Annotated in this window: 12 protein-coding genes; 7 read left to right on the top strand and 5 right to left on the bottom strand. The window is 64.6% G+C overall.

Annotated features, from left to right (window positions below):
• Positions 1–147 precede the first annotated feature (147 nt).
• Complete coding sequence (locus tag ACRARG_RS03925) at positions 148–516, bottom strand: hypothetical protein (RefSeq protein WP_432688669.1); 369 nt, start codon at positions 514–516, stop codon at positions 148–150.
• 206 nt (positions 517–722) lie between these two features.
• Between ACRARG_RS03925 and ACRARG_RS03930 the strand changes: the two genes are divergently transcribed.
• Positions 723–1,130: a hypothetical protein gene (locus ACRARG_RS03930; protein ID WP_432688670.1), complete on the top strand. Its 408-nt coding sequence runs from the start codon at positions 723–725 to the stop codon at positions 1,128–1,130.
• A 39-nt stretch (positions 1,131–1,169) separates the two neighbouring features.
• Here ACRARG_RS03930 and ACRARG_RS03935 read toward each other — a convergent pair whose 3' ends face one another.
• Entirely contained in the window at positions 1,170–2,417 is a 1,248-nt protein-coding gene (locus ACRARG_RS03935) for a sarcosine oxidase subunit beta family protein (protein WP_432688671.1), read from the bottom strand.
• Between the two features lie 458 nt (positions 2,418–2,875).
• Here ACRARG_RS03935 and ccmI point away from each other — a divergent pair, with 458 nt between their 5' ends.
• Genes ccmI through ACRARG_RS03950 form a run of 3 tightly spaced genes read left to right on the top strand, consistent with a single transcriptional unit; the run spans position 2,876 to position 4,865 of the window.
• Positions 2,876–4,135 (top strand): c-type cytochrome biogenesis protein CcmI, encoded by a 1,260-nt coding sequence (ccmI, locus tag ACRARG_RS03940; RefSeq protein ID WP_432688672.1) that lies wholly within the window; start codon positions 2,876–2,878, stop codon positions 4,133–4,135.
• The gene (gene ruvX, locus ACRARG_RS03945; protein ID WP_432688673.1) at positions 4,132–4,620 is read left to right on the top strand and encodes a Holliday junction resolvase RuvX; all 489 of its coding nucleotides are present in this window, start codon (positions 4,132–4,134) and stop codon (positions 4,618–4,620) included. The genes ccmI and ruvX overlap by 4 nt, the downstream gene beginning before the upstream one ends.
• Complete coding sequence (locus tag ACRARG_RS03950; protein ID WP_432688674.1) at positions 4,617–4,865, top strand: DUF1289 domain-containing protein; 249 nt, start codon at positions 4,617–4,619, stop codon at positions 4,863–4,865. The genes ruvX and ACRARG_RS03950 overlap by 4 nt, the downstream gene beginning before the upstream one ends.
• Before the next feature lie 11 nt (positions 4,866–4,876).
• On the opposite strand, the gene ACRARG_RS03955 is transcribed toward ACRARG_RS03950, so the two are convergent.
• On the bottom strand, positions 4,877–5,719 hold the full coding sequence (locus ACRARG_RS03955; protein WP_432688675.1) for a hypothetical protein: 843 nt from the start codon (positions 5,717–5,719) through the stop codon (positions 4,877–4,879).
• A gap of 354 nt (positions 5,720–6,073) precedes the next feature.
• On the opposite strand from ACRARG_RS03955, the gene ACRARG_RS03960 reads away from it, so the two are divergent.
• Entirely contained in the window at positions 6,074–7,258 is a 1,185-nt protein-coding gene (locus ACRARG_RS03960; protein WP_432688676.1) for a multidrug effflux MFS transporter, read from the top strand.
• A 166-nt stretch (positions 7,259–7,424) separates the two neighbouring features.
• Here the strand turns inward: ACRARG_RS03960 and purU are convergent, their stop codons facing one another.
• Both purU and dusA read right to left on the bottom strand, forming a co-directional pair.
• The gene (gene purU / locus ACRARG_RS03965) at positions 7,425–8,309 is read right to left on the bottom strand and encodes a formyltetrahydrofolate deformylase (protein ID WP_432688677.1); all 885 of its coding nucleotides are present in this window, start codon (positions 8,307–8,309) and stop codon (positions 7,425–7,427) included.
• 167 nt (positions 8,310–8,476) lie between these two features.
• Entirely contained in the window at positions 8,477–9,508 is a 1,032-nt protein-coding gene (dusA, locus tag ACRARG_RS03970) for a tRNA dihydrouridine(20/20a) synthase DusA (RefSeq protein ID WP_432688678.1), read from the bottom strand.
• Between the two features lie 227 nt (positions 9,509–9,735).
• On the opposite strand from dusA, the gene ACRARG_RS03975 reads away from it, so the two are divergent.
• Both ACRARG_RS03975 and metH read left to right on the top strand, forming a co-directional pair.
• Positions 9,736–10,794 carry a homocysteine S-methyltransferase family protein gene (locus ACRARG_RS03975; RefSeq protein ID WP_432688679.1) on the top strand — a complete coding sequence of 353 codons (1,059 nt, stop codon included), beginning with the start codon at positions 9,736–9,738 and terminating at the stop codon, positions 10,792–10,794.
• Positions 10,787–13,504, top strand: coding sequence for a methionine synthase (metH, locus tag ACRARG_RS03980; protein ID WP_432688680.1), 2,718 nt, complete (start codon positions 10,787–10,789; stop codon positions 13,502–13,504). The genes ACRARG_RS03975 and metH overlap by 8 nt, the downstream gene beginning before the upstream one ends.

A 13,504-nucleotide genomic window follows, 5' to 3' on the forward strand; every position in this document is an offset into this window, starting at 1 on the left:
TGGTTCCCGGCTCCGGAATTGATGTTTTGCAAACCTTGGTTTGCACCGAATGCAGCCGCACCGGTCAGCCACGAAAAATCCCGGCCCGGGGCGGCTGCCCCCGACCGGGATTGATCACGATCTGCCGCGCCCCGGGGGCGCAGGGTATCAGTTGCCGGACGTGGCTTCGGCGCCAGCGGAGGCAGAGCCGCTGTCGGCTGCAGCGCCAGCTTCTGCACTGCCGGTGTCAGCCGTGTCCGCGACAGCGCCGCTGCCCGTATCGGCCGAGCTGTCGGACGTTGCGTTGATTTCAACATTGGTCGGCGCGACACGCGCCCCGGTCGAGCCGAAGCCCTCTCCGAAGATGAGCCATGCGATGACGGCGACGGCGACCACAAGGCCACCAACGATGAATGCGAGCGAGCCACCGCCGGAAGAGCGCGTGGTCTCATAATGATGATGCTGTTCGGCCATGTGATAGCCTCCGGTTTCGTTTCGATTGATGACGAAACAGGCAGAGGCTGGGGAAAGTTCCACATTTCCGTGATCGCTCCACCGGCATTCACGAAAGATTCATGGTTACGGAGGGAACGTTTCTGCAAACCCGCGCGTTGAGTACATGTTTTAGGCAATACGCCAGCGAACGGCACCCGGCGGTGGGTTTCCGCTAACAGGACCACAATATTTTGTGGTAATGTTTGAGTAGAAGTCTCGACGTATCCGAATACCAAAGAGGCCAGAGCATGACTGACAGAATTCTCTTTTCGATCGGTGACAACCTGGAACGGCAGCAGGTTGTTTTCATCCGTCACGACGATATCTCCGCCCTGCCGGACCGGCCGGGGCTCTTCGTTCTGATGGGCCGTACTGGCCCGGATGCCGGCGCCCCGGTCTATTTCGGACATTGTGGACGGTCGCTGCTTCGCCAGGTTCCCTATGACCCCGGTTTCGCCCAGGCGATCCGCCGTGGCCCGGTGAATTTCGCTACTGCCTTTGTGCCCGGCGGGCAGGAGGCGGAGGATCTGGTGACGGCGCTTGCCATCACCCAGGACGCGCCCGTCAATGCCGCCGCCATGGCGCTGGCCGAAATCGACAGCGCCAACGCCCTGCTGCATGCAGAGGCGCAGGCCCGCAAGATCGCCGCCCAGTAGCGGCGTCCGCACCTCGATATGGCGCGACGGTCCCATGGATCAGTGCGCCACGCCTGCGGCCACGCTTTCATCGACAAAGCGGCCGGCCCTGAAGCGGTCGAGCCCGAATTCCGCACAGAGCGGCCCCGGTTCCCCCTTCGCCATCATATCCGCCATCGCCCAGCCGGAACCCGGGATCGCCTTGAACCCGCCGGTGCCCCAGCCGCAGTTGATGAAGATCCCCTCCACCGGCGTTTTGGAAATAATGGGCGACCGGTCGCCGGTCATGTCGACGATCCCGCCCCATTGCCGCAGCATCTTCAGCCGCGACACCATCGGGAAGGTCTCGATCAGGGCGCGCACGGTTTCCTCGATATGGTGGAAGGACCCGCGCTGCGTGTAGTTGTTATAGCCGTCCGCGCCGCCACCGATCACCATCTCGCCCTTGTCGGACTGGGACATGTAGCCATGCACCGTGTTGGCCATGACGACCACATCCATGCAGGGCTTGATCGGCTCAGACACCAGCGCCTGCAGCGCCACGGATTCGATGGGCAGTTTGAAGCCCGCCTTTTCCGCCATCACGCCGGAATGGCCGGCCACCACGATTCCCATTTTCGAACAGGAAATGGCGCCCTTGCTTGTCTCGACGCCCGTAACCTTACCATTTTCCGACCGAACGCCCGTCACCTCGCACTGCTGGATGATGTCCATCCCCATGGCCGAGCAGGCCCGCGCATAGCCCCAGGCCACCGCATCATGCCGCGCCGTGCCGCCGCGCGGCTGCCAGAGCGCCCCCAGAACCGGGTAACGCGGCCCGTCGAGGCGTATGATCGGCACCAGCTCCTTGACCTTTTCGGGGCTGATGAATTCGGTCGCGACGCCCTGCAGGATATTGGCCTGTGCGGTGCGCAGATAGCCGCGCACCTCATGTTCGGTCTGCGCCAGCATCATCACCCCCCGGGGGGAGAACATGACGTTATAGTTCAGGTCCTGTGACAGCGTCTCATAGAGCGAGCGCGCCTTTTCATAGATCGCCGCCGAGGGGTCCTGCAGGTAGTTCGAGCGGATGATCGTCGTGTTCCGGCCGGTGTTGCCGCCACCCAGCCAGCCCTTTTCGATCACCGCGACATTGGTGATGCCGTGGTTCTTGCCGAGGTAATAGGCCGTGGCGAGCCCATGCCCCCCCGCACCGACGATGATGACGTCGTAATGCGCCTTGGGCTGGGCCTTTTCCCAGGCCCGTTTCCATCCCGAATGGTCGCGCAGGGCTTCGCGGGCGAGGGCAAAGGCGGAATAGCGTTTCATCGGGGCGACTCCTTGGCGCGCGGGGTGATTTGGTATGAGCCATATCAAGGCGTGGGCCGGATCCACGCCGCAAACCGTCACTTTGCGACACGATCACGACAAGCGGCATTTTGCAGGTGCGGCAGAGACGCACGGGTCTGGTGATTGCCGGTAATGGATCAAGGCTGGCGCCTGAAATCAAGGCAGAGGGTTGGGAGGGGGTGTCAGGGGTAGCGCTGTCAGATCGCTCCCCTGCATGATGCGACAAGGGGGGATGGTCAAAACGAAGGGCTGCGCCGCCCCGTGGGGGCGGGTCGGCGCAGCCCGGCGTGCCGCCGGGCGGGTGTTCAGTTCGATGCGGGGACAAGATCTCCGTGCTTCGATGAATGAACGTCGCACGCCCCCGCGCCCCCATGTCACAGAGATTTGCCCTTTTGCGACGCCGCGCCCCCCGCTAGACGGGTCCGGAGGAGTAAACGATGCTCGAATGGACCATTCCCGCGCTGATGTCGCTGGCCGTCGCCGCCCTGATTGGCCTCGCCGTCTGGCGCGCGCGCAGTGCGGCGCCCGAGGCCGACGGCGCGCCCGACATGCTTGTCTACCGCAACCAGCTGCGTGAGGTCGAAAAGGATGCCGCCCGGGGCACCATCGCCCCGGATGAGGCCGAGCGCCTGCGCGCGGAAATCGCCCGTCGCCTGATTGCTGCCGATACCCGCGCCTCCGCCACCGCCGCGACCAGCGAACCGACCCGGCTGCGCCCCTATCTGATGGCGGTGCTGGGGCTGCTGATTGTCGGCGGCTCACTCGCGCTTTATGCCCGGATCGGTGTGCCCGGCTATCAGGATATGGCACTGGAGGACCGTCTGGCCGCCGCCAAAACCCGCCGGGAAACCCGCCCCGATCAGGCCCAGGCCGAAAATGCCGTGCCTGCGGGCCTGCTCGAACCACAGGGCGCCACCCCCGGCCCGGAATATGAGGCCCTGATCCAGCGCCTGCGCGACGCCACCGCCGAACGCCCCGACGATCTGCAGGGGCAGGAGCTGCTGGCCCGCAACGAGGCCGCGCTTGGCAATTACAAGGCGGCCTATACGGCGGCAGAGAATATCCTGCGTATCAAAGGGGCGGAGGCCACCTCCGACGATTACCTCACCTATGCCGACCTGCAGATCCTCGCCGCTGGCGGCTATGTCTCGCCGGAGGCGGAAAATGCCCTGCGTGCCGCCCTCGCCCGTGACCCCGAGAACGGCGCCGCGAAATATTACATGGGGCTGATGCTGCGCCAGAACGACCGCCCCGACATTGCTTTCCGCCTCTGGGATCAGCTGCTGCGCGCCGGGCCGGAGGACAGCCCCTGGATCCCGCCGATCCGCGCCCAGATCGACGAGGCGGCGCGCCTTGCCGGTGTGGAATACGAACAGCCCCGCCCCGCAGAAAGCCTTGCCGGACCGACGGCCGAAGATGTCGCCAATGCGCAGGACATGACGGCGGAGGACCGGCAGGAGATGATCCGCGGCATGGTCTCCCGCCTCTCCGAACGTCTGGCGACACAGGGCGGATCGCCCGAGGAATGGGCGCGGCTCATCCGCGCCTATGGCGTGCTGGGCGAGGTCACCCGCGCCCGCGCGATTGCCGATGAGGCGCGCCAGGTCTTTGCTGCCGTGCCGGAGGCGCTGGCGCAGATCGAGGACGCCGCCGCCTCCCTCCCCCAAGACGCGCCCGCCCCGGAGGCCAGCGAATGATCCACGAAGAGATCGCCGATTTCGCCGCCGCGATAAAACCGATGCAGGCGCTCGCGGGCCTCGACTATGGCGACAAGACCATCGGCGTCGCTGTCTCCGACACCTTCCAGTCGGTAGCCACCCCGCTAGATACGGTCCGCAGGGGCAAGAAATTCACCCAGGATGCAACGGCACTGGAGGCGATGATCAAATCCCGCATGATCGGCGGTCTGGTCCTTGGCCTGCCGCGCAATATGGACGGGACAGAGGGCCCGCGCTGCCAGGCCACCCGCGCCTTTGCCCGCAACCTCGCCCGCCTGCCCGCCTTTGCCGATCTGCCGATCACCTTCTGGGACGAACGCCTGTCGACCGTGGCCGCCGAACGTGCGCTGCTGGAGGCCGACACCTCCCGCCGCCGCCGGGCAGAGGTCATCGACCATGTCGCGGCGGGCTATATCCTGCAAGGCGCGCTGGACCGGCTGCGCCATCTGCGAGGGGCGTCATGACCGACGATATCTGGACACGGGCCGAACCCGAAAGCCCCTGCATCAAGATCTGCGTCATCCATCCGGAGGCGCGGCTCTGCACCGGCTGCCTGCGCTCCATCGACGAGATCACCGCCTGGGGCCGCCTCTCGCCTGAGGAACGCCGCAGCATCATGGCAGAGCTGCCCGCGCGCAAACCGCAGATCGCAAAGCGACGCGGCGGCCGTGCTGGAAGGCAGGGCCGCCGGTCTTCGGGGGAAAGCTGAAAGGGTGCGGGTCAGGCGGCGATATCGCCTTCCTCGCAGACCAGCTCGATATGATGTGCCATGACCTTACCATGCGCACCCAGCACCACGGCCACGCAACGCCCGCCCAGTGTCACGGCGGCAGAGCCGGGCCGCTGCGGGTCTTCCATGATGCCAATCCGGCCATTGCCGGCCTCACCCGGACGATAGCCGATAACGATTTCGTCGAGCTCGGGGTCGAACTCCTCCACAACCGGCGCCTTGGATGTATCGAGAGCCGCGGTCCGCGCGGCAGACGGCGCAGATGGGCCGGTCCGGCGGGGACGCACCGGCGCTGGTGACGCCTCCTCATGGTGCGCCGCCGCCGGGGCCGTGGCAGGCGGACGGCTCTCCTCAGCCGCCGCCGCCGGAGCAGCCGCCTCGGCAGCCGCGATAACCGGTTCCGGTGTCAGATCCTCTGCATTCGCGACGTGGTCGTCTTCGACCTGCGCGTCAGGCGCGACCGGGTCCTGCGCCGCCGGGCTGGCATTGCGCAGGGCATTGCGGCGACCTTTGGACAGATCCTGCAGGGGTTTGAGCTCCTCCGGATCAGGCTCCGCCGCCGATGCCGCCTGCTCTTCGGACTTGGGCGCGCGACGCGGCCGCTGGGCCAGAACAGAGGCGCTGACCTTGCCATCCTTCAGCCGCAGGATGGCCTTTGCCTTGCGCGCGACTACGTCGATCCCCAGAACGCCGAGCCCCGATTGATCCTCGGCTTCGTTCAACGCATCCTTGGCGGTCTTTTCCGCCATGGCCCGGCTTTCTTCCTCTCCGGTAGAGGAGGTGTAGACGACGCCGATGGTTGCAATGGCAATGACAACAAGCAGTTCGATCATGATCCGGGCCTTTTTCCGTGATGCAATCTGTTTTGCACGCAATTGCGTCCCGGTTAGGGCAGCAACCTGACGTTGCAGTGGCAGAAAAAATACGCATTCAGGCGGAACAGCCGGATTATTGACACATTTTTGGAAACAATCGCCGCGTCACGCCCCGCAATGTTGCAAAATAACAATCAAGCGGCGACGGAACCATCTCCGGCCACGCCCGCTCAATGCCCGGAAATCCGCCCTGATCCGATCTGTGCGGCCAGTCCTGTCCGCAAACCCACGCCCCGCAGTTGCAGCATTGCAGATTGACCGGCTGGTCCCCTGCGCCTAACCAAACCGGGCCGCCGCATCCCCGGAGATACGATGTTCCGCCTTGCCCTGATCCTCGGCCTGCTGTCAGCAGTCGGGCCTTTTGCCATCGACATGTATCTGCCGGCGCTGCCCCGCCTTGCGTCGGACCTCGGCGCGAGCGAGGCCGCCACCCAGATCACCCTGACGGCCTATTTCATCGCCTTTGGGGTGGCTCAGCTGATCTATGGCCCGATGGCGGATGCCGCGGGCCGCAAACGCCCGCTTGTCATCGGATTGCTGATCTTTGCGGCAGGATCGCTGGGCGCCGCCTCGGCTGGCTCGGTGATGTCGCTCGCCGGATGGCGCTTTCTTCAGGGGCTGGGAGGCGCCGCCCTGATGGTAGTGCCCCGCGCCGTCATCCGCGACAGATATACCGGCAATGAGGCCACAAAGCTCATGGCGATGATCATGCTGGTTATATCTGTCTCGCCGATGCTGGCACCGCTGGCCGGGTCTGCGGTCATCGCCCTGTCCGGCTGGCGGATGATATTCGTCCTCCTGCTTGTCGTGTCGCTGGCGGCGGTGGCGCTGTGCCTTTTCCTTCTGCCCGAAACCCTGCCAAATACGCAGCGCCAGCCCGCCCGGCTCACACCTCTCCTTGCGGCCGCCCGGCGCCTCCTGCGCGATCCGACCTTCATGGGGCTGACCTTTCTGGGCGGGTTCGGCATGGCCAGCTTCTTTGTGTTCATCGCCTCTGCCAGCTTCGTCTATGTCCGTCAGTTCGGCCTCAGCCCGACGGGGTTCTCTATCGCCTTTGCGATCAACGCTGTGGGTTTTTTCGGAGCCTCGCAGGCGGCCGCGCCGCTGGGCCAGCGCATCGGCATCCGCCGGCTGGTGCTGATCGGAGCGACGGGCTTCGCCGCGACCACCGCTCTGCTTTGCGTGATCGCGCTCGCCGGGCTGGCCAGTTTTCCGGTGATCGTGGCCGGATTGCTGATCGCCAATGCTTTCCTGGGCCTGGTCATCCCGACAACAATGGTGCTGGCGCTCGAAGACCACGGCGATATTGCCGGCCTTGCCTCCTCACTGGGCGGGACGCTCCAGATGGTGACGGGCGGGCTGATGATCGTTGCGATAGGTCCGTTTTTCGACGCGACCGCAACGCCGATGCTCCTCGCAATCGGTCTCTGCGGGCTCATGACAGCGGGCCTGGGCTGGGCCGTTCTTCGCCCTGCCCGGACGGTCTCGCAGGAGTGATGCGTTGCAGGGGGGCTGTCTGCCCCCCACGACAAAGCAAGCTTTGTCTCCCCCCGAGGATATTTTTCGACCAGAGAAGACAGGGGCGCGGCCTGCCCCTTCTCTGGTCGTCAAATATCCTGGGGGGGCCGCCGCAGGCGGTGGGGGGCAACGCCCCCCTGTCCGGTCAGCCCATCCGGTCGCTGACGTAGGACCCGGGAGAGGCCTCGAAAACCACGGTCTTATTGCCATTGAGGAAGGCGCGATGATGCGCATGGGCATGGATCGCCCGCGACAGTACCGACGCCTCCACATCCCGTCCGAGTGAGACATAGTCCGACGGGCTCTGCGCATGGGTCACCCGCACCGTGTCCTGTTCGATGATCGGGCCCTCGTCCAGATCGGCGGTCACGTAATGTGCGGTGGCCCCGATCAGTTTCACCCCACGCTCATAGGCTTGTTTATAGGGGTTTGCCCCTTTAAAGGAGGGCAGGAAGGAATGGTGGATATTGATGATCCGGCCCGACATTTTCTGACACAGCGCATCCGACAGCACCTGCATGTAGCGCGCGAGGACGACCAGCTCTGCCTCTGACTCCTCGACGATGTCCAGCAGCTTCGCCTCGGCCTCGGGCTTGTTTTCCCGCGTCACTTTCACGTGGTGGAACGGCAGGTCGTGGTTCACCACCACTTTCTGATAATCCATATGGTTCGACACCACGCCCACGATATCGATCGGCAGGGCGCCGATCCGCCAGCGGTAAAGCAGATCGTTCAGGCAGTGGCCGAACCGCGAGACCATGATCAGCACCTTCATCTTCTGGGCTTCGTCATGAAAGGCGTAATCCATTCCGAAGGCCGCCGCGATCTCGGCAAACCCGTCTTCCAGCGCCTGTTGCGTGGCGCCCTCTTCCGAGACGAACCGGGTCCGCATGAAGAAGCGCCCGGTCTCCTGATCATCGAACTGGGAGGAGGCGGTGATATTGCAACCGTTCCGGGCGAGGAAGCCCGCGACGCCGGCAACAATGCCGCGCCCGGTCGGGCAGGAAACGGTCAGGACATAGGATGACATAAACGGGGTCTCCGGTCTGAGAGCACGGCGTCAGGGCGCCGGGCAGATGGAAAGGCCGGGGCAGCACCCGTCGGCAGGTGTGACATGGCACGAATTGTCCGGCCTGCGGAGACAGGAAGCGACCATCCGGCCCCCGGGATGCGACATGTCGCACATTTGCGACAGTCTCATGCGGGCTGACCGGTCACGGCCGCCAGAGCACGATCCACCAGTTCGGGCCCCGCCCCGGGCAGATGCGCCCCTTCGGACAGCACCCGGCGCCAGTGCCGCGCCCCGGGACGTCCGGCAAAGAGGCCCAGCATATGGCGGGTCACCTGCCCCAGCCGGCCGCCCCCGGACAGATGCGCCTCGATATAAGGCTGCATGGCCTGCGCGACCGCGACCGGATCGCCATCCCCGCGGTCCGCCCGGCCGAAGATCCGCCGGTCGGCCTGCGCCAGAATGGACACCGGATCATGATAGGCGGCGCGGCCGACCATGACCCCGTCGAGCCCCGCATCCAGAAATGCCTCCGCCTGATCGAGCGATGTGATACCGCCGTTCACCGACAGATGAAGCCCGCCGAACATGCCGCGCATCTTCTGGACAAGCGCATAATCCAATGGCGGAATTTCCCGGTTCTCTTTGGGCGAGAGCCCCTGAAGCCAGGCCTTCCGCGCATGAATGGTGAACCGCTCGCAGCCGGCGGCGCCGACCCGGGAGAGGAACTCCGGCAGGATAGCTTCGGGGATCTGGTCGTCCACACCGATACGGCATTTGACCGTGACCTCGACATCGACCGCCGCCCGCATGGCCGCAACGCAGTCGGCCACCCGTGCCGGATCGGTCATCAATATGGCGCCAAAGGTGCCGGACTGAACCCTGTCGGACGGGCAGCCGCAGTTCAGGTTGATCTCGTCATACCCCGCCGCCGCGCCGATCCGGGCGGCCTGTGCCAGTTCCGCCGGGTCCGAGCCGCCAAGCTGCAGTGCGACCGGGTGTTCCTCCTCCGAGAAATCGAGCAGATGGGTCGCCCCCCCGCGCACCAGCGCCGGAGCCGTTACCATTTCCGTATAAAGCAGCGTGTCCCGCGACAGCAGCCGGTGCAGATAGCGGCAATGCCGGTCGGTCCAGTCCATCATCGGGGCGACGGACAGACGCGCCGCCGCTCGGATACTGGAAATCCCATGTTTCATTGGCATGTCCGCAGGATCGCGCATCCGGCTTGTCCGTCCTTGGCCGCCTGTCGCGGGTGTTGCTACTTTGCGGACGACAAGGCCGGGCCCTTGCCCGGATGTGTCGCCTCATTCCGGCGGTCATAGCAGGACCGGCCGGAGGCATCAAACTGCGCTGAGTTGAATGAAATTCATATTCATCACGAAAGTTATGAATTTGATCACGGCACCCGGAATGCGCTACCCCGGCCACTCCAGACCACAGGTTGTACATGAACACGTTATCGCTTCCGGTATCGGAACGCTTCGCAGAGCTGCAGGCCGCAACGCGCGACAGGATCCTCATCCTCGACGGTGCCATGGGCACGATGATCCAGACGCTCAACATGACCGAAGAGGATTTTTCCGCCCGGGGGCATATCCACGGCCCCGGCTGCCGGCATCATTCGGATCACCCGCAGAAGGGCAACAATGACCTGCTGGTCCTGACCCAGCCGCAGGCGGTCGAGGATATCCAGCTGGACTTCGCCCTGGCCGGGGCGGATATCCTTGAAACCAATACCTTTTCCTCGACCACGATTGCGCAGGCGGATTATGGGCTGGAGAGCGCGGTACATGATCTGAACCTGGCCGGAGCACAGATCGCCCGCCGCGCCGCCGACCGCGCCACGGCTCAGGACGGCCGGCCGCGATATGTGGCGGGCGCCGTGGGGCCGACGAACCGCACCGCCTCGATCAGCCCGGATGTGAATGACCCGGGCTTTCGCGCCGTGACCTTCGACGACCTGCGCACCGCCTATGGCCAGCAGATCGACGGGCTGATTGCGGGCGGATCCGACCTGATCCTGATCGAGACGATCTTTGACACGCTGAACGCCAAGGCGGCGATCTTTGCCGCCTTCGAGGCCTTCACCCGCGCGGGCAAGCGCCTGCCAATCATGATTTCCGGCACCATCACCGATGCCTCCGGCCGGACGCTGTCGGGGCAGACGCCAACCGCCTTCTGGCATTCGGTGCGCCATGCCCGCCCCTTTACCGTCGGGCTGAACTGCGCGCTTGGGGCCGATGCCATGCGCCCGCATCTGAGCGAATTGTCCGGCGTGGCCGAGACATTGATCTGCGCCTATCCCAACGCCGGCCTGCCCAATGCCTTTGGTCAGTACGATCAGACCCCCGACGAAACCGCCGGTCTGGTCGAGGTCTTTGCCAAAGAGGGGCTGATCAATATCGCGGGCGGGTGCTGCGGCACCACCCCCGACCATATCCGCGCCATTGCCGACCGGCTGTCCGGCCACGCCCCCCGCAAGGTGAAGGAGACCGCCGATGCCTGAGCCTCTGCTGCGCCTCTCGGGTCTGGAACCATTTGTTCTGACCTCCGACATCCCCTTTGTGAACGTGGGCGAACGGACAAACGTCACCGGCTCGGCCCGGTTCCGCAAGCTGATCACCAACCGCGACTATGCCGCCGCGCTGGACGTGGCGCGGGATCAGGTGGAAAACGGCGCCCAGATCATCGACGTCAACATGGATGAGGGGCTGATCGATTCCAAACAGGCGATGATCGAGTTTCTGAACCTGATCGCCGCTGAACCCGATATCGCCCGCGTGCCCGTCATGATCGACAGCTCCAAATGGGAGGTGATCGAAGCGGGCCTGAAATGCGTCCAGGGCAAGCCCGTGGTGAACTCGATCTCTCTGAAAGAGGGAGAAGAGGCGTTTATCCACCATGCCTCTCTCTGCCTCGCCTATGGCGCGGCGGTTGTCGTCATGGCCTTTGACGAAGACGGTCAGGCCGACAGCTATGACCGCAAGATCGAGATCTGCCAACGCGCCTATAAGGTGCTGACAGAAAAGGTGGGCTTCCCGCCCGAAGACATCATCTTTGACCCCAATGTCTTTGCCGTCGCCACCGGCATCGAAGAGCACGACAATTACGGCGTGGATTTCATCAACGCGACCCGGTGGATCCGGGAAAACCTGCCGCATGCCCATGTCTCGGGCGGCGTCTCCAACCTGTCCTTCAGCTTCCGCGGCAACGACCCCGTGCGCGAGGCGATGCATGCGGTGTTCCTCTATCATGCGATCAAGGTCGGCATGGACATGGGGATCGTCAACGCCGGGCAGCTGGCGGTCTATGATCAGATCGACGCCGACCTGCGCGAGGCCTGTGAGGACGTCGTTCTGAACCGTGTGCCTGCGAATGGCGGCAACGCGACCGAGAACCTGCTGGAGATCGCCGAGCGCTTCAAGGGCGACAAGCGCGAGGCAAAGGTCCGCGATCTGGCCTGGCGCGACTGGCCCGTCGAAAAGCGGCTGGAACATGCGCTGGTCAATGGCATCACCGAATTTGTCGACGAGGATACAGAGGCCGCGCGGCTGGCCGCCGAAAAGCCGCTCGACGTGATCGAGGGCCCGTTGATGGCCGGGATGAACGTGGTCGGCGATCTGTTCGGCGCCGGCAAGATGTTCCTGCCGCAGGTGGTCAAATCCGCCCGCGTCATGAAACAGGCCGTCGCCGTGCTGCTGCCCTATATGGAGGCCGAAGCCGCCGGCAGCCGCGACAGCGCCGGTCGCATCCTGATGGCCACCGTGAAGGGCGATGTGCATGACATCGGCAAGAACATCGTCGGCGTCGTCCTGGCCTGCAACAATTACGAAATCATCGATCTGGGCGTCATGGTGCCGCCGCAGAAGATCCTGGAAGAGGCGAAGGCCCACAAGGTCGATATTATCGGCCTGTCGGGTCTGATCACGCCCTCGCTGGATGAAATGGTGCACCTTGCCGCGGAACTGGAGCGGGAGGGCTTTGACACGCCGCTACTGATCGGGGGCGCCACGACCTCCAAGGTGCATACGGCCGTCAAGATCGCGCCGCGCTATCAGAAAAGTCAGGCGATCTACGTCACCGATGCCAGCCGGGCCGTGGGCGTTGTATCCTCGCTTCTGTCGAAGACCAACAAGCAGAGCTATATCGACGGCATCCGCGCCGAATACTCGGAAGTGTCCGACCGTCACGAACGCGCCGAACGTGCCAAGAGCCGCCTGCCGCTGGCCGCCGCCCGCGCCAATGCGTTTCAGATCGACTGGACCGATTACGCCGTCCCTGCGCCCAAATTCACCGGGCCCAAGGTGATCGACAACTGGGACCTGGCCGAGATCGCGCGCTATATCGACTGGACCCCGTTCTTCCAGACCTGGGAGCTCAAGGGCGTCTATCCGCGCATTCTTGAGGACGCAAAATACGGCGAGGCCGCGCGCAACCTCTACAATGACGCGCAGGCCATGTTGCAGCGGATCATCGGGGAGAAATGGTTTGTCCCCCGCGCGGTTGTGGGCTTCTGGCCGGCCAATCGTGACGGCGACGACATCCGGCTCTTTGCCGATGACAGCCGGACGGCGCCGCTGGCCAGCCTGCACACGCTCCGCCAGCAGAGCGCCAAACGCAAGGACAGCCCCAACCTCGCACTGGCCGATTTCGTCGCCCCGGAAGGCACGCCCGACTGGGTGGGCGGCTTTGTCGTGACGGCCGGCCCCGAAGAGATCAAGATCGCCGAAGATTTCGAAAAGGCCGGGGATGATTACAGCGCCATCATGGTCAAGGCGCTGGCCGACCGCGTGGCGGAGGCCATGGCCGAGATGCTGCATGAACGGGTCCGCCGCGATCACTGGGGCTATGCCGCGGAAGAAGATTTCGACCCGCAGGCGCTGATCGGCGAACCCTATCGCGGCATCCGCCCCGCGCCGGGCTATCCCGCCCAGCCTGACCACACCGAAAAACGCACGCTGTTTGACCTGCTGAAGGCGACGGACCACACCGGGGTGGAGCTGACGGACAGCATGGCGATGTGGCCGGGCGCCTCGGTCTCCGGGCTCTATATCGCGCATCCCGAAGCATATTACTTTGGTGTCGCCAAGGTCGAACGCGATCAGGTCGCCGATTATGCCGCCCGCAAGGGGATGGAGATCGAGGAGGCCGAGCGCTGGCTGGCCCCGATCCTGAACTACCGCCCCGGCGACAGCGATGCCGTTGCGGCGGAATAG

Origin of the sequence: Pseudooceanicola profundi (assembly GCF_050897955.1) — a bacterium.
Taxonomy (GTDB): domain Bacteria; phylum Pseudomonadota; class Alphaproteobacteria; order Rhodobacterales; family Rhodobacteraceae; genus Pseudooceanicola.

Excerpts from the sequence above, each read along its gene's own strand:
- ACRARG_RS03975 (WP_432688679.1), top strand. The coding sequence starts at position 9,736 with ATGAACACGTTATCGCTTCCGGTATCGGAACGCTTCGCAGAGCTGCAG.
- metH (WP_432688680.1), top strand. The coding sequence starts at position 10,787 with ATGCCTGAGCCTCTGCTGCGCCTCTCGGGTCTGGAACCATTTGTTCTG.
- ACRARG_RS03930 (WP_432688670.1), top strand. The coding sequence starts at position 723 with ATGACTGACAGAATTCTCTTTTCGATCGGTGACAACCTGGAACGGCAG.
- ccmI (WP_432688672.1), top strand. The coding sequence starts at position 2,876 with ATGCTCGAATGGACCATTCCCGCGCTGATGTCGCTGGCCGTCGCCGCC.
- ACRARG_RS03935 (WP_432688671.1), bottom strand. The coding sequence starts at position 2,417 with ATGAAACGCTATTCCGCCTTTGCCCTCGCCCGCGAAGCCCTGCGCGAC.
- ACRARG_RS03955 (WP_432688675.1), bottom strand. The coding sequence starts at position 5,719 with ATGATCGAACTGCTTGTTGTCATTGCCATTGCAACCATCGGCGTCGTC.
- purU (WP_432688677.1), bottom strand. The coding sequence starts at position 8,309 with ATGTCATCCTATGTCCTGACCGTTTCCTGCCCGACCGGGCGCGGCATT.
- dusA (WP_432688678.1), bottom strand. The coding sequence starts at position 9,508 with ATGCGCGATCCTGCGGACATGCCAATGAAACATGGGATTTCCAGTATC.
- ACRARG_RS03960 (WP_432688676.1), top strand. The coding sequence starts at position 6,074 with ATGTTCCGCCTTGCCCTGATCCTCGGCCTGCTGTCAGCAGTCGGGCCT.
- ruvX (WP_432688673.1), top strand. The coding sequence starts at position 4,132 with ATGATCCACGAAGAGATCGCCGATTTCGCCGCCGCGATAAAACCGATG.
- ACRARG_RS03950 (WP_432688674.1), top strand. The coding sequence starts at position 4,617 with ATGACCGACGATATCTGGACACGGGCCGAACCCGAAAGCCCCTGCATC.